Raw genomic sequence first — 19,840 nt, 5'->3', positions numbered from 1 at the left:
CCTTAATCCATGTCTCTTAATCTGATAAAGCTCTGCGTTGGCTGCGACAGCGTCGAAGATCTCGAAGAGTGGATCGCCTTCCGCCTCGACGAACGGCGGCGCGCCGGTGAACCGGTCGAGCATTACCACACCACCCGCATGATGCCGACGCGCGGCGCCGAGGTCACCGATGGCGGTTCCCTCTACTGGGTGATCAAGGGCAATGTGCAATGCCGCCAGTTGATCACGGAAATCCGTCCTTTCACCGATGACGAGGGCATCGGCCGCTGTCATCTGATCCTCGATCCCGCGGTGGTGCGCACCGAATGGCAGCCGCGCCGCGCCTTTCAAGGCTGGCGCTACCTGAAACCGTCGGACGCATCGGCCGATCTCGGCAAGGGTAAAGCGGGATCGGTCGAGATGCCGCCGAAACTCAGGCGCGAGCTTGCCGATCTCGGCCTTCTCTAGGAAGGTCCCCCAAATTCAAAGCTGCCGTGATCGCTGGCCCTCCAGATCGCCTCATGCTGGGCTTGCAAGCTGTGCGACAACGCCACATCTTGAATGTCATGAGCGACAAGAAGCAGCCCGTGCCCGCAAAGGCCAATCCTGCGCCGGTCGAGTCCCAATCAAGCACTGGCGAGATCGACGCCTTTATCCGTCAGGCAAGGACGCTCGCTGCGTCCGCGACCGGTTCTGGCAGGCTGATACTCTCGCTCGACGCGACGATGAGCCGCCAGCCGACCTGGGACCTTGCCTGTGCGCTGCAGGGCGAGATGTTCGACGCCGTCGGCAAGGCCGGAGCGCTGAAAATTCAATTGGTTTATTTTCGTGGGCTTGGCGAGTGCCGCTCATCTGGATTCGTCACCGATACGGACGCGCTGAAGCAGCTGATGACGCGGATCGAATGCCGCAGCGGCCAAACCCAGATCGGCAAGGTTCTCGCCCATGCGCTGAAACAGACGGCGGCGGCCAGGGTGAATGCGCTGGTCTATATCGGCGACGCGATGGAAGAAAACATAGACGATCTGGCCGAAAAGGCCGGCAGCCTCGGCCTGCACGGCGTTCCTGTCTTCGTCTTTCAGGAGGGCCATGATGCCGGCGCAGAAAAGGCATTTAAGGAGATTGCGCGGCTGTCCAAAGGTGCCTGGTTCCGATTTGATCGGCGGGCCGCCGCAACATTGGCCAGCCTGCTTTCGGCGGTCGCCGTGTTTGCAACCGGCGGGCTGAAGGCACTGGAGGCCAGGGGCAGGCCGGAAGACCGGCTGATGATCGAGCATCTGCGGAGCAGCAGAAAATAATGGGCGCGACTATCGCATTCGTGGCGTTGCTTTTGGTGCTGCTCGGCGTGGCCACGATCTTTCTCCGCGCCGACCCCGCGAGACTCGCAAGCGGGATGAGGACACTTGGGCCCGTCCTGCTGGCGCTGATCGGCGTCGCCGTGCTTCTGGTCGGACGCGAAGGTCTCGGCGGCTTGATCCTGTCGACTGCGCTCGCCTGGTATGGCTCCATGCGGATGAAGCGGCCGACGGCGAAACTGGAGCCGGGCAAGCATTCGACGGTGCGCACCGCGGCACTCGAAATGGAGCTTGATCACGATACCGGCAATCTGGAGGGGCTCGTGCTCGCCGGCCGCCATGAAGGCAAGATGCTTGGCACGATGAGCCTTTCGGAGTTGCAGCAACTTTATCGCGAGCTCCCCGGCGACCCGGAGAGCCGCCAGTTGCTAGAGACGTATCTTGACGGCAGATTTCCCATCTGGCGCAAAGACGCTGAGGCGAATGGTGGCGAAGGGCTGGGTGTTTCGCCAGGTTCGGGCGCCATGACTAAGGAGGAGGCCTACAAGATCCTTGGTCTTGAAGCGGGGGCCGCCGCGGCGGATGTCCGCAAGGCGCACCGCCGCCTGATGCAGCGCCTGCACCCCGATATCGGCGGCACGTCTTTTCTGGCGGCGCGGATCAATGAAGCCAAGGACGTCTTGCTCTCCAATCACAACTAGTCTCCTTCGACGCAGAATTTTTCCCGGAGATGTTTTCGACGCCGTCTACTGCTGGACGGCGTAGCACTCGATTTTCTTTTTCTTCAGGGCGTTGCAGGCTTTCCAGGCAGCAGTCTTCGAACCAAAGCCGAACCGGGCGCGGTAATAGGTGACGCCGTCCTTTTCGAAGGCGACGGTGAAACCTGTGGCATCGGCGAGGATCGAAGGCGCCTGCCTGCTCGTCTCGTCCAGGAGAGCCTGGGCTTCGGATTGTTTTGGCGAAGAGGCGACCTGGACTGCCCAGCCGGACGGCACCGATGCCGTGTTGACGGGATCGACCGCCGCCGGTTCGGCGTAGGCTGCTGCGACCCTTGCCGTCGCGACATCGTCCGCCGTGGCCGCGGCCACTGTGTCGACCTTCTTGGTCTGAGAAACGGGCCTGGTCTGGACGACGGGGGTGGCTTCTTCAACGGCGGGGTCGGTTTCCTCAACTAGCGAGGCAATGGCATCATCGTCCGGGGCATCGTCGTCCGGCCGGCTGTCCGGCGTCGGCGCGTCGCGCTTGGGCAGGAACACTTTTGCCAGGGCGCTGATCGGGTTGCCGCCGCCGGCCTTGGCGACCAGCATGCCGTTGCCGCGCGACGACGCCTTCGGCATGTAGGTTTTGATCAATGCGGCCATTTGGTTGTCGCGGCTGCCGCCGGATTTCCCGCCTATCACCACCGCCACGATGCGGCGATCGCCGTCGTCGACCGAGGAAACGAGATTGTAGCCGGAGGCGCGGGTGTAACCGGTCTTGATGCCGTCGACGCCCTTGATGCGCCCAAGCAGGCGGTTATGGCCGTTGATGCGCCTCCGGCCGTAGAGAAAGGAACGCTGCGAGAAATAGCCGTAATATTGGGGAAAATGCTCCCGTAGCGCGATGCCGAGCACCGCCATGTCGCGCGCGGTCGTGAACTGACCGGGGTTTGGCAAGCCGTGGGCGTTGCGGAAAACGGTCCCCTTCATGCCCAGCGCCCGGGCCTTGGCTGTCATCATATGGGCGAAATTGGCTTCATTGCCGCCGAGAAGCTCGCCGAGCGCCGTCGCCGAGTCGTTTGCCGACTTGGTCACCATCGACAGGATCGCGGTCTCGACCGTGATCGCGCCGCCCCGTCTGACGCCGAGTTTCGTCGGCGGTTCAGCAGCAGCATTGGCCGAAAAGACGACCCGGGAGTTCTTGCTGATCTTGCCGTTCGCCATGGCCTCGAAGGCCAGGTAAAGCGTCATCATCTTGGTGAGCGAGGCCGGATAGCGCCGACCATCGGCATTCGAAGAATAAAGCACCTTGCCGGTCTTGGCATCGATGACGATGGCCGCCGACCTCGCTGCCATGGACGAAGCAGCGTCGGCAACGACGAATGTCATCGCCAAAGCGAGGATCATGATCGTTTTCAAAGAGGACGCGGATTTGGAGAGAATGCCCGACAACGCCTGACGCACCGATAGTTCCTTTGAATTTTTTGTTGCTGGAGGCGGCAAAGGTCCTGCCTCACTTCGAGCCAAGCTATCGCGGTCAGCGTTACCAATCCGTTTATGGTAACCATCGTGTTCACCATTTTCTTCGGGCTTGAGCTTCCCTTTATTTGAATTTTAGCGATTGCCGGTGGCCGGGCCTGCACGCCGGGCCGGTCGCCCGGAACCGCGCTCGGCGAAACATTGACTTTTTGTGCAGTGCACAATATATAACTTGCATTGCACAACGCGGCCCCCGGACAGGGCGCGTCCACCGTTCAACGGCAACTGTCAAGGGAGCGTGAAATGACCCAGACCTATGAAGATTTCAGCAAATACGGCAAGGAGTTTGCCGACACCGGCTTGAAGAGCTTCGCATCCCTTTCCAAGGGTGCGCAGGCCATCGCCACCGAGGCGGGCGAGTACACCAAGAAAAGCTTCGAGGCCGGCAGCGCAGCAGCCGAGAAACTGTTGTCGGCCAAGTCGCTGGAGAAGGCGATCGAGATCCAGTCCGATTTTGCCAAGCAGTCGTACGAAGCCTTCGTCGCCGAAGCGACCAAGATAGGCGATCTCTATGCCGAACTCGCCAAAGAAGCCTACAAGCCGTTCGAATCAATCGTCGCAAAAGCGAAATAATCTTGCTATAATGTGAAGATGGCCCTAGGGCTGCAAGACAGACCCGGTCGCGAACGCGCGACCGGGTTTTTTCATGGCAATTTGAAATCAGGGGTTTCTGCCGCCTTCACGATTTCGAAAATCGGCCAAGTTTGGCCACCTAGCCATATTGTCAGCTAAACAGAAGGGCTTAAAATCGTTCATCGAAGACCTACATGTCGAACTCGTATGGGGATTCGAAAAGGCAGGGCTACGTGACGATTGGTTTGACTGCCATGAGAGATGTGGTGCGGATGCAAAACGGCAACGACGGCAATGAGGCCGGTCGCGGCACGGCTGTCATCACGCGCACCAAAACCAAGACCAAGAAGCCTAGCCTTTATCGGGTCCTCATTCTCAACGACGACTATACGCCCATGGAATTCGTGGTTCACGTACTGGAGCGTTTTTTCCAGAAGGACCGTGAAGCCGCCACACGCATCATGCTACATGTTCACAATCATGGAGTGGGCGAGTGCGGGGTCTATACATTCGAGGTGGCCGAGACCAAAGTGTCTCAGGTCATGGATTCCGCCCGACAGAATCAGCATCCGCTGCAATGCGTGATGGAGAAGAAGTGAGGTAACATGCCGGCTTTCTCCCAAGGCCTGGAAAAGGCGCTTCACCAGGCGCTGACGCTCGCCAATGAGCGGCACCACGAATACGCAACCCTTGAACATTTGCTGCTCGCTCTCATCGACGACACCGAGGCGGCCGCGGTCATGCGCGCCTGCAACGTCGATCTCGACGAGCTGAAGCACACGGTTCTCACCTATATCGACACCGAGCTCGACAACCTCGTCACCGGCTACGACGAGGATTCCAAGCCGACGGCCGGTTTCCAGCGCGTCATCCAGCGCGCGGTGATCCATGTGCAGTCGTCCGGCCGCGAGGAAGTCTCCGGCGCCAACGTGCTCGTTGCGATCTTCGCCGAGCGTGAGAGCCATGCCGCCTATTTCCTGCAGGAACAGCAGATGACCCGCTACGACGCGGTCAACTACATTTCGCATGGCATCGCCAAGCGTCCTGGCGCATCCGAGACGCGGTCGCCGCGCGGCGCCGACGACGAGCAGGGCGGCCAGAGCGGCGCCGAGCCGCAAGAGGACGGCGGCAAGAAAAAGCAGCAGCAGGACGCGCTCACCGCCTATTGCATCAATCTGAACAACAAGGCCAAGGCCGGCAAGATCGATCCGCTGATCGGCCGGGGGTCCGAGATCAACCGCACCATCCAGGTGCTGTGCCGCCGCTCCAAGAACAATCCGCTCTATGTCGGCGACCCCGGCGTCGGCAAGACGGCGATCGCCGAGGGCCTTGCCAAGCGCATCGTCGAGGGTGACGTGCCGGAAGTGCTGCACAACGCCACCATCTTTGCGCTCGACATGGGAACATTGCTGGCCGGCACCCGCTATCGCGGCGATTTCGAGGAGCGGCTGAAGCAGGTCGTCAAGGAACTCGAGGACTATCCGGGCGCGGTTCTGTTCATCGACGAGATCCACACCGTGATCGGGGCAGGGGCGACGTCGGGCGGCGCCATGGATGCGTCGAACCTGTTGAAGCCGGCGCTGTCGTCCGGAACGATCCGCTGCATCGGCTCGACCACCTACAAGGAGTTCCGCCAGTTTTTCGAGAAGGACCGCGCTTTGGTGCGGCGCTTCCAGAAGATCGACGTCAACGAGCCGACCATCGAGGACGCCATCGAGATCATGAAGGGTCTGAAGCCGTATTTCGAGGAGTTCCACAAGGTTCGCTACACGGCTGAGGCGATCAAGGCTTCGGTCGAACTGTCGGCGCGCTACATCAACGACCGCAAGCTGCCGGACAAGGCAATAGACGTGATCGACGAGACCGGCGCCTCGCAGATGCTGGTGCCGGAGGCCAAGCGAAAGAAGACTATCGGCATCAAGGAGATCGAAGCGACGATCGCCACCATCGCCCGCATTCCGCCGAAGACGGTTTCCGCCGACGACGAGAAGGTGCTGGCCGGTCTCGACGTTGAGTTGAAACGTGTCGTCTACGGTCAGGACACCGCGATCACGGCATTGACCTCGGCGATCAAACTGGCGCGGGCCGGCCTGCGCGAACCGGAGAAGCCGATCGGCTCCTACCTGTTCTCGGGACCGACCGGCGTCGGCAAGACCGAAGTGGCAAAGCAGCTCGCCGCCTCGCTCGGTGTCGAGCTGATCCGCTTCGACATGTCGGAATATATGGAACGCCACACCGTCTCGCGGCTGATCGGCGCGCCTCCCGGCTATGTCGGCTTCGACCAGGGTGGCCTGTTGACCGACGGCGTCGACCAGCATCCGCATTGCGTGCTGTTGCTGGACGAGGTCGAGAAGGCGCATCCGGACCTGTTCAACATCCTGCTGCAGGTCATGGACCACGGCAAGCTGACCGACCACAACGGCAAGCAGATCGACTTCCGCAACGTCATCCTGATCATGACCACCAATGCGGGCGCTTCGGATGCGCAACGCGCGGCGATCGGGTTCGGCTCGACCAAGCGCGAAGGCGATGATGTCGAGGCGATCAACCGGCTGTTCACGCCGGAATTCCGCAACCGTCTCGATGCGATCATCCCGTTTGGCTCGCTGCCGGTTCCGGTCATCCACCAGGTGGTGCAGAAGTTCGTCATGCAGCTCGAGGCCCAGCTCTCCGAGCGTGGCGTCACCTTCGACCTGTCGCAGGAAGCGATCGCCTGGCTGGCCGAGAAGGGCTACGACGAGCGCATGGGAGCACGGCCGCTCGGCCGCGTCATCCAGGAGCACATCAAGAAGCCGCTGGCCGACGAGGTGCTGTTCGGTAAGCTCAAGAAGGGCGGCACGGTGCGTGTCACCGTCGAGAAGAAGGAGACCGGCGAGACCGGCCTGAAGCTCGAGTCGCTCGCCGACGAGGCGCCGGTCAAGCCGAAGAAGGAAGAACCGGACGACACGCCGAAACTCAAGAAGGCTGCCAGCAAGAAGCCCGTCGCGAAAAAGGCGATCGCGCAGAAGGCGGAGCCCAAGGGCAAAGATGGCGGCAAGCGCAGCTTGGTGCCGCAACTGCCCCGCAAAGGGTGATGGCCTGAAAAAGCCCCGGAAACGGGGCTTTTTTATTGGATAAAGAGGTAGTGGATGCTGGAGGCGTTGTGCGCGACGCCCGGCTTCAGCTTCCCAGCTCTGTTCGTATCTTGTCAGCGTTCTCAGTCAACACTTCCGGTTTCTCCATCTGCCCGCTATGCGGCTTCAAAGGGATTCCCTGGAAGCGCGGAATGACATGGACATGGAGGTGGTAGACGGTCTGGCCCGAAGCAGGCTCGTTGAACTGCAGGATGGTGACACCATCGGCGCCGAAGGCCTTCTTCACCGCCAACGCCACCTTCTGCACGACGGCGAAGAGCGGGCCGAATACTGCCGGGTCCGCGTCAAGCAGGTTGCGCGACTGCGCCTTCGGCACAACCAGCGTATGACCCGGCCCTTGCGGCATTACATCCATGAAGGCAACGATCGCGTCATCTTCATAGACGCGATGCGACGGTATTTCACCGCGCAGGATTTTCGCGAAGATATTGTTGCTGTCGTAGGTGGGGTCAGCCATGGCGTGCGCTCCGGATTGTGCCTTGCTCTACCGCATCAAACCCGAAAATCGGAATCGATTTTCGGAAAGTACGATGCGGAGATTTCAAAGTGTTAGAGCATGCTTTGTGCGTCCAATTGGACGCGTCGCCCTAACCGTCCGCCAGATCCTTGCGGAACGGCGTGTGCTCTTCAAGATAGTCGCCCATCCGCTCCACTTCGCGCCGCTCGCGCCTGAGATAGTCGGCGACCGCGTTGCGCAAGCCGGGATGCGCGATGTAATGCGCCGAATGCATGGTCACCGGCCTATAGCCGCGCGCCAGTTTGTGCTCGCCTTGCGCGCCGGCTTCGACCACTTTCAGCTTACGGTCGATCGCGAAGTCGATGGCCTGGTGATAGCAGACCTCGAAATGCAGGAACGGATGGTCTTCGATGCAGCCCCAGTTGCGGCCGTAGAGCGCATCGGAACCGATGAAATTGATAGCGCCGGCAATGTAGCGTCCATGGCGCTTGGCCATCACCAGCAGGATGTCGCCGGCCATGCGCTCGCCGATCATTGAGAAAAACTCGCGGTTGAGGTAGGGCCGCCCCCATTTCCTGCTGCCGGTATCCATGTAGAAGGCAAAGAAGTCGTCCCAGATCCTTTCGGTGAGATCCCTGCCGGTCAGCCAGTCGATCGAGATGCCGTGGGCGAGCGCCTCGCGCCGCTCCTTCTTCATGGCCTTGCGCTTGCGCGACGCCAGAGTGGCGAGAAAATCGTCGTAGGTCGAAAAACCTTCGTTGAAGAAATGGAACTGCTGGTCGGTGCGGTGCAGGAAACCCGCCGCTTCCAGTGCCCCGACATCCTTCTGCTGCGCGAAGGTTACGTGCGCGGAAGAGACGCCGAGCTTGTCCGTCACCGCCTTCAGGCCTTCTGCCAAGCCGGCTTTCACGGCGCGACTGTCCTCGCCCTTGTTGACCAGCAGGCGAGGACCGGTGACCGGCGTGAACGGCACGGCGCATTGCAGTTTTGGGTAGTAACGCCCGCCGACGCGCTCGAACGCGTCGGACCAGCCGTGATCGAAAACATACTCGCCCTGGCTGTGCGATTTCAGGTAGCAGGGAACGGCACCGAGCAGTTTTCCCTGCGCTGTCTCCAGCCTGAGATGATGGCCCCGCCAGCCGGTGCGCTGCACGGCGCAGCCCGAATCTTCAAGCGCGCTCAGAAAAGCGAACGAAACGAGGGGGTTGTAGCCGTTTTCTGCATCGCCGCGTGCGGTACCGCCGAGGCCATCCCATTCCGCGCAGGTGAAGGCTCCGATGCCGGAGGCAACCCGGATCGCATACGCTCCATTCGCCGTTTGCCCGTCGCCTTCATCGCCTTGATCCATGAGGCTTATTTAAGCTCCGTGCCGGTCCATGCAAGCTCGGTTTCAAGCGACCTGCACAAGATCGGGTTCGAATCCTTCGAACGTCATTTGGTCGGCGTATCTAAGGGTCAGGTCGACCGCCGGTTGGTCGAGCACGGTCCAGGTGATGACCGGCATTTTGAGCCGTTCGCGCACGAAACTGACAAACCGGTTCGGCAGGTCGCCGGCGGCGTAGGAGGCGAAGGCGATGTCGTGCGCCAGCATGGCGAAATGCGCCTCGATCAGCTTGACGTCCTTGCCATAAGCGGTCAGCCCGCCCGGAATGCCGGGCGCGTGTTTCGGGAAATCGCGGATCAGCCAGTGGTCGAACGACATGATCGCCGCCTTGCCCTTGTAGTGCTTGAGCATCTCGCCGACGCTTTCCACCAGACCTTCGTCCCGGCCGGGGACCCCTTTCAGCTCGACGACCATCGGCACACGACCATCGACCAGGTCGAGTGCCTGCTGCAGAGTCGGTAGATGGTCTGATGTGCCGCCAACCCTGAGCGCCGTCATCTCCGCTGCCGTTCGCTGCCAGACGAAGCCGTCCTTGCCGGTCAGCCGCTTCAGATCGCTGTCGTGAATCACGACCGGGATGCGGTCAGACGACAGATGCACATCGCATTCGATCGCATAGCCGCGTTCGGCTGCCGCGGCAAAGGCGGAAAGCGTGTTCTCCCACCGCGTCTTGTTCATGTCGTGGAGGCCGCGATGGGCAACGGGTCGGGCGGTCAGCCAGGAAAGATCGGTCATGATTGGCTCATTCGACTTCGAAGATGGCTTCGATTTCCACTGCGGCATTAAGCGGCAGGGAGGCGGCCCCGACGGCGGAGCGGGCATGTTTGCCGTGATCGCCGAGCACTGCAACCAGAAAATCCGAGGCGCCGTTGGCAACCAGGTGCTGTTCGACAAATTCCGGTGCCGAGGCGACGAAGACGGTGATCTTCACCAGGCGGCGGATTTTCTCAAGATCGCCAAGGGCTGCCTTGGCCTGCGCCAATATGTTGATTGCGCAGTATTTTGCCGCTTCCTTGCCGCTTGCGGTGTCGACATCGCGGCCGAGCAGTCCGCTCACCTGCAGCTTGCCCTCGCTGAGCGGCAGCTGTCCGGCGGTGAACAGCAGATTGCCTGACCTGGAATAGGGCACGTAATTGGCGGCGGGCGCGGCTGCGACCGGAAGCGTCACGCCGAGACCGCTTAGCCGCTTTTCGATTGTTTCGCTCATGGTATTTCCCTATTGCTTGATGACGCCGGGCAGGCCGGGCCGAAATTGCTATTTTTGCCTCGCTTCCGCCACGACTTTTTTTAAGCTGGACCCTCTTTCCTGCGGCCTGCCATCAGGCGCGATGATCGGAGCCCTCATGCGCGCAACACGCCTCGCATTCCACGCTGTCCTGCTGCCAGCGGTGTTCTCGATGGCGCCGGCTTTTGCCGTACCGGCGCTGCAAGCGCATCGCGCGGTTTACGATCTGAGCCTGGACAAAGCCTCCGATCGCTCCGGCATTACCGGCATTTCCGGCCGCATGGTCTATGAGTTCAACGGCTCACCTTGCGAAGGCTACACGGTGAAGTTCCGCTTCGTCACCCAGATTGCCACTAACGATAATGCAACAAAGCTGACCGACCAGCAGACGACCACTTTCGAGGACGCCGAAGGCAAGACGTTCTCGTTCGTGACAAAATCCTTCGTCGACCAGAACCTCGACAAGGAGGTGAAGGGCACCGCGACGAAGGAGACGAAGGGCCTCAAGGTCGACATCGACAAGCCGGAGAAGAGCAGCCTCGAACTCGCTGCCACCCAGTTTCCGACCCAGCATCTGGCCGAACTGATCGACAAGGCCGAAAAGGGCGAAAATTTCTACGAAACCAACCTGTTCGACGGCTCGGAAGATGCCGACAAAGTGATGACCACCACCGTCGTAGTCGGCAAGAAAGCCGATGCCGACAAAGCTGATCCGGAAGCGCCGGCATTGGCGAAACTCGCCACCGACAAATACTGGCCAGTCGACATTGCCTATTTCGACGGCACCGACAAGTCAGGCGAGGAGGTGCCGGAGTACCGGATCAGCTTCAAGCTGCATGACAACGGCATCACGCGCGACCTCGTCATGGACTATGGCGAGTTCTCGATGACCGGCAAGCTGGTCAATCTGTCGTTGTTCGATCAGTCGAAAGCCTGTCCGCCGAAATAGGCTTCAGGTTAACCACGCCGGGAAGGCGGCGCCTACAGCGCCGCGCGTTCTTGGCCGCGCAAAGGACGCTGTAGCACTTTGATTTTGCGCATGATCCTTTCCGAAAATCGATTCCGATTTTTTGGGGTCATGCGCCATGACTTGAACACGCCGCAATTGCATCTCAACTTCTACGCCGATGGGTCGATCGGGGGGTGGGTTGAGCAGAATCGATGTGTTCGTGGCGCCGAGGCCCAATCCGGCGCTGATCAGGATCATGACTGTAGTCAACCGGGTTGTCATGCTGCATGGCATTCCCGGGTTTCGCGACCTGTTGCCGTTCAACCGCCTGGCCGGATTGCGCGGCGTCGCCAATGTCCGTCATATCGACTTTCCCGACGACGACCGGCAGCGGCTGAAGGCCTGTTGCGGCGCCGGCAAGGCGACGTTCATCACGCCCAACCATCCGGAATTCTTTACCGACTGGATGATCGACAAGGAGATCGTCTCGCAGGTCAGTCCGCTCGCGGCATCCTGGGCCACGCATGGCGTCGTCAACGGCCTCGGCCGGATCATGCAGAAATTCTGGCTGGCCAACAATCTGATCGCCCAGATTCCCGGCAACAGTGGGGCCGCCAAGGAACACTCGATCGCCTGGGCGCTGAAAGGGCATGGTGTTCTCTTGCATCCCGAAGGCGGCGTCGGCTGGCATGCAAATGTCGTCGGTTCGCTCCTTCCGGGGGCGGTCGAGATGGGGTTCGAAGCGCTTAAGCGCGGTCGCGCCACGGATCAGGATTGTAGGATTTGGATCGCGCCGGTTGTCTGGAAGCTCGCCTTCACCAAAAATGTCGAGCCGGCGCTGGCGCAGGAATGCGCGTATGTCGAGAAGAGCCTGAAGATCGAACGCCGTGCCGCCGATACGCTGCCGGAGCGCGTCCACCATGTCTATGCGACGTTGCTGTCGCGCGATGAGATTGCCTGTGGCATGGCACCCGACGAACGGGCTTCGTATGCAGCGCGTCAGACGCAACTGCTGCTCGAATTGAGTCGGCGCCTGGGGGAGGGCATTTCGTTCGATCCCGGCGCCAACGAGATCGCCGAGCTTTTGCGCCGGTCGCGCCGCTGGCTGCGGGAAAACACCGGCGACGCTGAGAGACAAAAACAGGTCCGCACGCTGGCGGACACGATCCAGCGTCTCCAGCGCGTCGGACCGTGGGCCTCAGTTAACTCGCGCATCACGCAAGAGGAGATCGCCGAGCATCTGAAGCGCGTCCGCAACGACTATTGCAAGGGCACGCTGCGCGACACGATCAACCGTTTCGTGCCGCAGCCGGCCGGGCCGCGCTGCGCGCATATCCGGGTGCCGGAACCGTTGGGATTGCATGCCTTTCGGGGCTCGATCGACGATGCGCTCGCCGAACTTCACAGCCGTATGCAGGCGGCTGTCACCACGTCAGTAGCCGAACTCGAAGCCGCCGGCGGCTTCATTTTCTATCCGAATCCCTTCTATCATCGCTAACGTTTGGATCTTGGCCCCAGGTGAACTGCGGCTCCGCTGGTCGGCGCAAGATGAAGGAGTGCGGCAAACCTCATGGCGGTGTATGTCGACGCGGCGATCTGGAAATGGGTCGGCCACCGCTGGTGTCATCTGCTGGCCGACGACACCGACGAGCTGCATCGTTTTGCAGCACAGCTCGGCGTCAAGCGCTCGTCCTATCAGGGGCCGCCGAAGACATCGGCGCCGCATTATGACATAACCGGCTTCGAGCGTGACCGCGCGGTGCGGCTAGGCGCCATCGAATGCAGCCGCGAAGAGATCGTTGCTGTTTTCCGGCGTGTCCGCGTGCCGAAGGGGAAGATACGACCATAGCCCGGGTGCGCTGATCGCCGCATGCTGAGCCGCAAGACACCGCAGCGCTTGCGTTTGTCGCGCATCCCCTCTATATGCGCGCTCATTCCACACACGGACTTTGGTGTCTGCCCGGGAGAAATCCGGCTGAAACCTCCGGTGGCGTTCGAGGACAAAGTCCAGAAATGCCTGTGTCCGTGGAGGCTAACCGGAAAGGATACTCAAGAATGGCTCTGCCTGATTTCAGCATGCGCCAGCTTTTGGAAGCTGGCATTCACTTCGGCCACCAGACTCACCGCTGGAACCCGAAGATGGCGCCCTATATCTATGGCGCCCGCAACAACATCCACATCATCGACCTCTCGCAGACGGTGCCGCTGCTGCACCAGGCGCTGAAGCAGGTTTCCGACACCGTCGCCAAGGGTGGCCGCGTACTGTTCGTCGGCACCAAGCGCCAGGCGTCCGACATCGTCGCCGACGCCGCGCAGCGCTCGGCCCAGTACTATGTCAACTCCCGCTGGCTCGGCGGCATGATGACCAACTGGAAGACGATCTCGAATTCCATCCAGCGCCTGCGCAAGCTCGACGAGATGCTGGCTGGCGAGGCCCAGGGGCTCACCAAGAAGGAGCGCCTCAACCTCGATCGCGAGCGCGAGAAGCTCGACAAGGCGCTGGGCGGCATCAAGGACATGGGCTCGACGCCCGACCTGATGTTCGTGATCGACACCAACAAGGAAGCGATCGCCATCCTCGAGGCCAAGCGCCTCGGCATCCCGGTCGTCGCCATCATCGATTCCAACTGCGACCCGGACAAGATCGATTTCCCGATCCCCGGCAATGATGACGCGGCCCGCGCCATCCAGCTCTATTGCGATCTGATCGCCAAGGCTGCAATCGACGGCATTGCTCGCCAGCAGGGCGCGCTTGGCGTCGACGTTGGCGCTTTGGCCGAGGCCCCGATCGAGCCGGCACTCGAGCCGACGCAGACCGCCGAGACACCGGCTGCCCGGACACCGGAAGCATAACAGGGAAGGCCGGTTTCGGCCTTCATCTTTCTCATATTCTGGCGCGCTAAGCGCTGGCGCCAGGCGCATCATCGAGGACCGGTGGTGCGTCGGTGCATTTTAAACAAAGAGGCGACAATGAGCATTTCGGCTGCACAGGTCAAAGAACTCCGCGACTTGACCGGCGCGGGCATGATGGACTGCAAGGCGGCGTTGAACGAGACCAACGGCAACATGGAAGAGGCCGTCGACTGGCTGCGCAAGAAGGGCATTTCCAAGGCCGACAAGAAGGCCGGCCGTACCGCGGCCGAAGGCCTGATCGGCGTCGATTCCGGTATCCGCGAGGCGGCGGTCGTCGAGGTCAATTCTGAGACCGACTTCGTTGCCCGCAACGCCGCCTTCCAGGAGATCGTCGCCAAGGTCGCCAAGGTCGCGCTCGCCTATGGCGGCAAGACCGAGGCCGTCGCAGCCGCCCCCTATCCGGGTTCCGACAAGTCGGTTGCCGACACCATCAAGGACGCTGTCGGCACTATCGGCGAGAATCTTGGCTTCCGCCGTTCGGCCAAGCTCACGGTGGAGCAGGGCGCTGTCGCGACCTACGTCCACAATGCGGTTGCCGACGGCCTTGGCAAGCTCGGCGTGCTGGTCGCCATCGAGACGACAGGCAACGCGCAGGCCGCCAACGCCTTTGCCCGTCAGGTCGCCATGCATGTCGCCGCCACCAACCCGATGGCGCTGACGACGGAGCAGCTCGATCCGGCCGCGGTCGAGCGCGAGAAGGCGATCTTCGCCGACCAGGCGCGCCAGTCCGGCAAGCCGGAGGCGATCATCGAGAAGATGGTCGAGGGCCGTCTGCGCAAGTTCTACGAAGAGGTCGTGCTGCTCAAGCAGGCTTTCGTGCTCAATCCCGACATCACCGTCGAGAAGGCGCTGCAGGATGCCGAGAAGGAAATCGGCGCACCGGCCAAGATCACTGCCTATCTGCGCTTCGCGCTCGGCGAGGGCATCGAGAAGGAAGAGACCGATTTTGCGGCGGAAGTCGCGGCGGCGGTCAAGAAGTAAACCGCACCCTATCTTTCTGAAATGACTTTATGGCCGGGTGTCCGCGAGGATGCCCGGCCGATTTCTTGCGTGGTGCGGCCGGCGACAGGCCGGTTGGCTATCTGCCGGATCTGCTCATGCCCGGATCTGCTCATGCAAGGTGCATTTGCCGGCGTAAGCTAAAGGCTGGAAGAGAGTTTTCCGGTTCGGGCGCCGCGTGACATCGCGGCGCCCTTCGTGTATCGGAACCCAATGTTTCGGGGCAGCGCCTGCGCGGCGGCAGCCCGCGGCGCGTCACACGCATGATAATGAGGACCAGATGACGGTGAAGCCCCTCTACCGACGTGTCTTGCTGAAAGCATCTGGCGAAGCGTTGATGGGCGAGCAGCATTTCGGCATCGACGTGTCGGTAGTCGATCGCATCGCCGCCGACATCGCCGAGGCCCGCGCCCTGGGCATCGAGGTCGGCATCGTCATCGGCGGCGGCAACATCTTTCGCGGCGTGGCGGTTGCGTCCAAGGGAGGTGACCGGGTCACCGGCGACCACATGGGCATGCTCGCCACCGTGATCAACTCGCTGGCGCTGCGCACTTCGCTGAACAAGATCGGCGTCGACGCGGTGGTGCTGTCGGCAATCGCCATGCCTGAGCTTTGTGAGAGTTTTTCGCAGCGTCAAGCGACCGCCTACATGAACCAGGGCAAGGTCGTCATTTTCGCCGGCGGCACCGGCAATCCTTTCTTCACCACCGATTCGGCCGCGGCGCTGCGCGCGGCGGAAATCGGCGCCGATGCGCTGTTCAAGGGTACCCAGGTCGACGGCGTTTATTCGGCAGATCCCAAGAAGGACCCGAATGCGACCCGCTTCGAGCGCATCAGCCATGGCGAAGTCATAAGACGCGGTCTTTCGATCATGGATACGGCTGCGATTGCACTTGCGCGCGAAAACAACATTCCGATAATCGTCTATTCGATCCACGAGAAGGGTGGTTTCGGTGATATTCTGAGGGGCGGCGGCCGTTGCACGGTCGTCACGGACGACTGATCGGGAGCCCGATCCCGAACCCGAAGGTTTCCCGTAGGCGAAAAGCGGGAACCGGTTTTCGGATTGAGGCTTGAATACGGGATTACCCTGAAGTGAACCCGGCTAACGGGTCGAGGAGACGATGATGAGTGGCGAATACGATGATCTCAAACGGCGCATGGACGGGGCGATCGCTGCGTTCAAGCACGATCTGGCTTCGCTGCGGACCGGCCGCGCTTCGAGCAACCTGCTCGACGCGATCCAGGTGCAGGCCTACGGCACCACCATGCCGATCAACCAAGTGGCAAACGTGTCGGTGCCGGAGCCGCGCATGATTTCGGTTTCGGTCTGGGATAAGTCGATGGTCGGCGCGGTCGATCGCGCCATCCGTGAATCCAATCTCGGCTTCAATCCGATCGTCGATGGCACCAATCTCAGAATTCCGCTGCCCGAGCTCAACGAACAGCGCCGCAAGGAACTGGTCAAGATCTCGCACGGTTATGCAGAGAATGCTCGTATAGCCGTGCGCCACGTGCGCCGGGACGGCATGGAGTTTCTCAAAAAGGCGGAAAAGGACGGCGATATAAGCGAAGACGATCATCGCAAGCGGTCCGACCAGGTTCAGAAACTCACCGACGAGATGATCAGCACCATCGACCATCTGCTTTCCGATAAGGAAGCTGAAATCATGCAGGTTTAGGGTCTGGCCACTGCTGGCTCGAAAGCGAGAACATGACAAGCCCCGCGCATGTCGCGATCATCATGGACGGAAACGGACGCTGGGCCAAGGCGCGTGGTTTGCCACGGCTTGCTGGGCATCGTGCCGGCGTCGAGGCGCTGCGCAACACGGTGCGCGCCGCTCCTGGCCTCGGCATCTCATTCCTGACCGTCTACGCCTTCTCGTCGGAAAACTGGTCGCGGCCGAAGTCCGAAGTCAGCGACCTGATGGGCCTGTTGAAAATCTTCATTCGCCGCGATCTCGCCGAACTGCACCAAAACGGCGTGCGGGTCAGGATCATCGGCGACAGGGCAGGCCTGCAGCCTGACATCAGGACCCTGCTTGAAGAGGCCGAAACCCTGACCGTCCGCAACGACGCGCTGACCCTGGTCATCGCTTTCAACTATGGCGGACGCGACGAGATCGTGCGCACAGCGCGCAAGCTTGCCTCGGCGGTGGCGCGCGGCGAGCTCGACAGCGAGGCGATCACGGCCGAATCCTTTGCCGGCTCTCTCGACACCCAGGGTATTCCGGATCCGGAACTGGTCATCCGTACCAGCGGCGAGCTCAGGCTGTCGAATTTCCTTCTGTGGCAAGCGGCCTATAGCGAGCTTGTCTTCCTGCCTTGCTACTGGCCCGATTTCAGCCGCGAGCATTTGGCCGACGCATTGCGCGACTTTGCCAGTCGCGAGCGCCGTTTCGGCGGTCTGGGCGCTCAAGACGTCGCCGTGACGGCCAAGGGATGAGCAACCTCCAGCTTCGGGTTATTTCTGCCGTCGTGCTTGCGGTCGTCACACTCAGCTTGACCTGGCTGGGCGGACTGCCCTTCCGGTTGCTTTGCGCGGCCATGACGATTCTGATCTTCTACGAATGGTCACGAATGTGCCGCCCGGTTGCCGCCACGGGTCTTGGTTTTCTGCCGGAAGCGCTGCTTCTGGTTTTCGTCGGCGGTTTGGTCGCCGGCTTGCCTGCGTCATGGCTTCTGCTTCTTGTGGCAGTGATGGTCGTTGTCACCGTGGTCGTGGGTTCGATGCGCCAGGCGGGACAGTGGGACGCGTCCGGCCTTGCCTATGCCGCCATTTCCGGACTGTCACTTGCTCTTTTGCGTGACGGCGATCATCCCGGCCTCGTCGCCATTCTCTTCCTGTTCGCGGTGGTTTGGGCGACCGACATATCAGCCTATTTCGTCGGCCGCGCTGTCGGCGGTCCGAAGCTGGCGCCGTCGATCTCACCAGGCAAGACTCAGAGCGGGGCACTCGGCGGCGCCGTCGGCGGCGTGGTTGCCGGGCTGCTTCTGGCGGCCGCGGCCGGAGGCGGAAATCTCGCAGTGCTCGGCGTCGTCGCGCTCGTGCTTTCGCTCGTCTCCCAGGCCGGCGACCTTTTCGAATCATGGGTGAAGCGCCGCCACAACCGCAAGGATTCGGGCACGCTGATACCGGGCCATGGCGGCGTCATGGACCGGGTCGACGGGCTTGTCGCGGCGGCTTTCGCCCTGTACGTCATCGGCTGGATTTCGGCGACCGCCGACCATCCGGCACAGGGGCTGTTTCCAGCTTGACCAGCATTGATTCCCGGCCTGGTTTCTTGACCTGCGCAGGATGCGCCATGGATTCGCCTGGATTGATGCCACAGTCGCGGTACGACCGTGCTGCGGACGAATTTGAGGACATGAGTTGAACGAGATTCTTCAGGCGGTTTTCAGCACGGAAGGCTTTGTCCTCGGCACGCTGGTGCCGTTCCTGTTCGTGCTGACCGTAGTCGTGTTCGTCCACGAAATGGGCCATTATCTCGTCGGCCGCTGGTGCGGCATCGGCGTGAAAGTCTTTTCGATCGGCTTCGGCCCGGAACTCTTCGGCTTCTATGACAGCCATGGCACGCGCTGGAAACTCTGCGCCATACCACTCGGCGGCTACGTCAAATTCGTCGGCGACATGAACGCCACATCGAGCCAGCCCAGCTCGGAGGAGATCGAAACGCTGACCGATGCCGAGCGCAAGATCGCGTTTCACACGCAGCCGGTCTGGAAGCGCGCCGCGACTGTGGTGGCCGGTCCGCTGTTCAATTTCCTGCTGACGATCGCCGTCTTCGCGGTGCTGTTTACCGCCTATGGCCGCCCTGTGATGGAGCCGATGGTGGCTGAAGTCACCGCCGACAGTCCGGCGGCGCAGGCCGGGATCCTGCCCGGGGACCGATTCGTCAGCGTCGACGGCAGCAAGGTCCAGACCTTCGCCGACGTCCAGCGCCGGGTCTCGGGCCGCGGCGGCGACGCCATCACGTTCGTCATGCTGCGCGACGGCAAGGAGATCACCGTTACGGCGACGCCGCGGTTGATGGAACAGGAAGACGCGCTGGGCAACAAGGTCAAGGTGGCCGTGATCGGCGTCGTCAACAACCAGGAATTCGGCCAACCGCGCCTGATCACCTATAGCCCGGCTGGCGCACTGGCTGCCGCGGTCGAGGAAACCGGCCACATCATCCAGGGTACCGGCCAGTTCCTGCAGCGTTTCGTCGTCGGTCGCGAAGACAAATGCCAGCTGGGCGGTCCAATCAAGATCGCAAAGATGTCGGGGCAGGCGGCAAAACTGGGCTTCGACTGGCTTGTGCAACTTGTTGCGCTGTTGTCGGTCGGGATCGGTATTCTCAACCTTTTGCCGATTCCCCCCCTCGACGGCGGCCATCTCCTGTTCTACGGCGTGGAGGCCGTCATTCGGCGACCGGTGTCGGAACGGATGATGGAAATGGGTTACAGGGCCGGCCTGCTTCTCGTCTTGGGCTTCATGGGGTTCGTTTTCTGGAACGACCTGTTTGGATGCTGAAATCATGAAGAAATTTGGCTTCGGCACAGCCAATGTTGAGACGCCGTTTACCATGCATGGGGATATGCGTGACGCGAAAGCCACGCAACAGGGTTAAGTAAATACAAATTAACCAGGAGCCTTGCGTGTAGGGAAAATCCGGTTAATACGGTAGGGGAAATTACCGCACGTCCGGTTTT

General features: G+C 61.4%; 21 protein-coding genes. 16 read left to right on the top strand and 5 right to left on the bottom strand.

The window, feature by feature from the left end; all coding sequences use genetic code 11:
- Positions 1–9: 9 nt before the first annotated feature.
- From CIT31_RS22320 to CIT31_RS22310, 3 genes are all read left to right on the top strand, one after another.
- Positions 10–447, top strand: a complete 438-nt coding sequence (locus tag CIT31_RS22320) for a DUF1489 family protein (RefSeq protein ID WP_095520403.1) — start codon at positions 10–12, stop codon at positions 445–447.
- A 98-nt stretch (positions 448–545) separates the two neighbouring features.
- A complete protein-coding gene (locus CIT31_RS22315) occupies positions 546–1,277 on the top strand; it encodes a vWA domain-containing protein (protein WP_165778528.1) in 732 nt (243 codons plus the stop codon).
- On the top strand, positions 1,277–1,975 hold the full coding sequence (locus CIT31_RS22310) for a DnaJ domain-containing protein (RefSeq protein WP_095520401.1): 699 nt from the start codon (positions 1,277–1,279) through the stop codon (positions 1,973–1,975). Before CIT31_RS22315 ends, CIT31_RS22310 begins: the two co-directional genes overlap by 1 nt.
- Positions 1,976–2,020: 45 nt before the next feature.
- Here the strand turns inward: CIT31_RS22310 and CIT31_RS22305 are convergent, their stop codons facing one another.
- Positions 2,021–3,436 (bottom strand): D-alanyl-D-alanine carboxypeptidase, encoded by a 1,416-nt coding sequence (locus CIT31_RS22305; RefSeq protein WP_095520400.1) that lies wholly within the window; start codon positions 3,434–3,436, stop codon positions 2,021–2,023.
- 318 nt (positions 3,437–3,754) lie between these two features.
- Here CIT31_RS22305 and CIT31_RS22300 point away from each other — a divergent pair, with 318 nt between their 5' ends.
- From CIT31_RS22300 to clpA, 3 genes are all read left to right on the top strand, one after another.
- Positions 3,755–4,084, top strand: a complete 330-nt coding sequence (locus tag CIT31_RS22300) for a phasin family protein (protein ID WP_029352797.1) — start codon at positions 3,755–3,757, stop codon at positions 4,082–4,084.
- Between the two features lie 272 nt (positions 4,085–4,356).
- On the top strand, positions 4,357–4,683 hold the full coding sequence (gene clpS, locus CIT31_RS22295) for an ATP-dependent Clp protease adapter ClpS (RefSeq protein WP_165778534.1): 327 nt from the start codon (positions 4,357–4,359) through the stop codon (positions 4,681–4,683).
- 6 nt (positions 4,684–4,689) lie between these two features.
- Positions 4,690–7,158 carry an ATP-dependent Clp protease ATP-binding subunit ClpA gene (gene clpA / locus CIT31_RS22290; protein WP_029352793.1) on the top strand — a complete coding sequence of 823 codons (2,469 nt, stop codon included), beginning with the start codon at positions 4,690–4,692 and terminating at the stop codon, positions 7,156–7,158.
- An 85-nt stretch (positions 7,159–7,243) separates the two neighbouring features.
- Here the strand turns inward: clpA and CIT31_RS22285 are convergent, their stop codons facing one another.
- The 4 genes from CIT31_RS22285 to CIT31_RS22270 form a co-directional block, all read right to left on the bottom strand.
- Complete coding sequence (locus CIT31_RS22285; RefSeq protein WP_029352791.1) at positions 7,244–7,675, bottom strand: HIT family protein; 432 nt, start codon at positions 7,673–7,675, stop codon at positions 7,244–7,246.
- 130 nt (positions 7,676–7,805) lie between these two features.
- Positions 7,806–9,023, bottom strand: a complete 1,218-nt coding sequence (locus CIT31_RS22280; protein WP_095520399.1) for a GNAT family N-acetyltransferase — start codon at positions 9,021–9,023, stop codon at positions 7,806–7,808.
- 42 nt (positions 9,024–9,065) lie between these two features.
- The gene (locus CIT31_RS22275; protein ID WP_095520398.1) at positions 9,066–9,794 is read right to left on the bottom strand and encodes a glycerophosphodiester phosphodiesterase; all 729 of its coding nucleotides are present in this window, start codon (positions 9,792–9,794) and stop codon (positions 9,066–9,068) included.
- Positions 9,795–9,801: 7 nt separating this feature from the next.
- The gene (locus CIT31_RS22270) at positions 9,802–10,266 is read right to left on the bottom strand and encodes a RidA family protein (RefSeq protein ID WP_095520397.1); all 465 of its coding nucleotides are present in this window, start codon (positions 10,264–10,266) and stop codon (positions 9,802–9,804) included.
- Between the two features lie 136 nt (positions 10,267–10,402).
- On the opposite strand from CIT31_RS22270, the gene CIT31_RS22265 reads away from it, so the two are divergent.
- The 10 genes from CIT31_RS22265 (at position 10,403) to rseP (ending at position 19,661) form a co-directional block, all read left to right on the top strand.
- Positions 10,403–11,233 (top strand): cell envelope integrity EipB family protein, encoded by an 831-nt coding sequence (locus CIT31_RS22265; RefSeq protein ID WP_029352783.1) that lies wholly within the window; start codon positions 10,403–10,405, stop codon positions 11,231–11,233.
- A 199-nt stretch (positions 11,234–11,432) separates the two neighbouring features.
- A complete protein-coding gene (locus tag CIT31_RS22260; RefSeq protein ID WP_065009580.1) occupies positions 11,433–12,731 on the top strand; it encodes a hypothetical protein in 1,299 nt (432 codons plus the stop codon).
- A 72-nt stretch (positions 12,732–12,803) separates the two neighbouring features.
- Positions 12,804–13,082: a DUF4031 domain-containing protein gene (locus CIT31_RS22255; RefSeq protein WP_029352779.1), complete on the top strand. Its 279-nt coding sequence runs from the start codon at positions 12,804–12,806 to the stop codon at positions 13,080–13,082.
- A gap of 206 nt (positions 13,083–13,288) precedes the next feature.
- On the top strand, positions 13,289–14,086 hold the full coding sequence (gene rpsB, locus CIT31_RS22250; RefSeq protein WP_065009581.1) for a 30S ribosomal protein S2: 798 nt from the start codon (positions 13,289–13,291) through the stop codon (positions 14,084–14,086).
- Between the two features lie 117 nt (positions 14,087–14,203).
- Complete coding sequence (gene tsf, locus CIT31_RS22245; RefSeq protein ID WP_095520396.1) at positions 14,204–15,127, top strand: translation elongation factor Ts; 924 nt, start codon at positions 14,204–14,206, stop codon at positions 15,125–15,127.
- A 298-nt stretch (positions 15,128–15,425) separates the two neighbouring features.
- The gene (gene pyrH, locus CIT31_RS22240) at positions 15,426–16,148 is read left to right on the top strand and encodes a UMP kinase (protein ID WP_029352773.1); all 723 of its coding nucleotides are present in this window, start codon (positions 15,426–15,428) and stop codon (positions 16,146–16,148) included.
- 124 nt (positions 16,149–16,272) lie between these two features.
- The gene (frr, locus tag CIT31_RS22235) at positions 16,273–16,827 is read left to right on the top strand and encodes a ribosome recycling factor (RefSeq protein WP_095520550.1); all 555 of its coding nucleotides are present in this window, start codon (positions 16,273–16,275) and stop codon (positions 16,825–16,827) included.
- A gap of 32 nt (positions 16,828–16,859) precedes the next feature.
- On the top strand, positions 16,860–17,591 hold the full coding sequence (locus tag CIT31_RS22230) for an isoprenyl transferase (RefSeq protein ID WP_095520395.1): 732 nt from the start codon (positions 16,860–16,862) through the stop codon (positions 17,589–17,591).
- The gene (locus tag CIT31_RS22225) at positions 17,588–18,403 is read left to right on the top strand and encodes a phosphatidate cytidylyltransferase (RefSeq protein WP_095520394.1); all 816 of its coding nucleotides are present in this window, start codon (positions 17,588–17,590) and stop codon (positions 18,401–18,403) included. The genes CIT31_RS22230 and CIT31_RS22225 overlap by 4 nt, the downstream gene beginning before the upstream one ends.
- Before the next feature lie 115 nt (positions 18,404–18,518).
- On the top strand, positions 18,519–19,661 hold the full coding sequence (gene rseP, locus CIT31_RS22220; RefSeq protein WP_095520393.1) for an RIP metalloprotease RseP: 1,143 nt from the start codon (positions 18,519–18,521) through the stop codon (positions 19,659–19,661).
- Positions 19,662–19,840 lie beyond the last annotated feature (179 nt).

It is taken from the genome of Mesorhizobium wenxiniae (genome assembly GCF_002284535.1).
Classification (GTDB): domain Bacteria; phylum Pseudomonadota; class Alphaproteobacteria; order Rhizobiales; family Rhizobiaceae; genus Mesorhizobium; species Mesorhizobium wenxiniae.
Note: the sequence above shows the minus strand (reverse complement) of the source record. Positions and strands in the feature narration are given on the sequence as shown.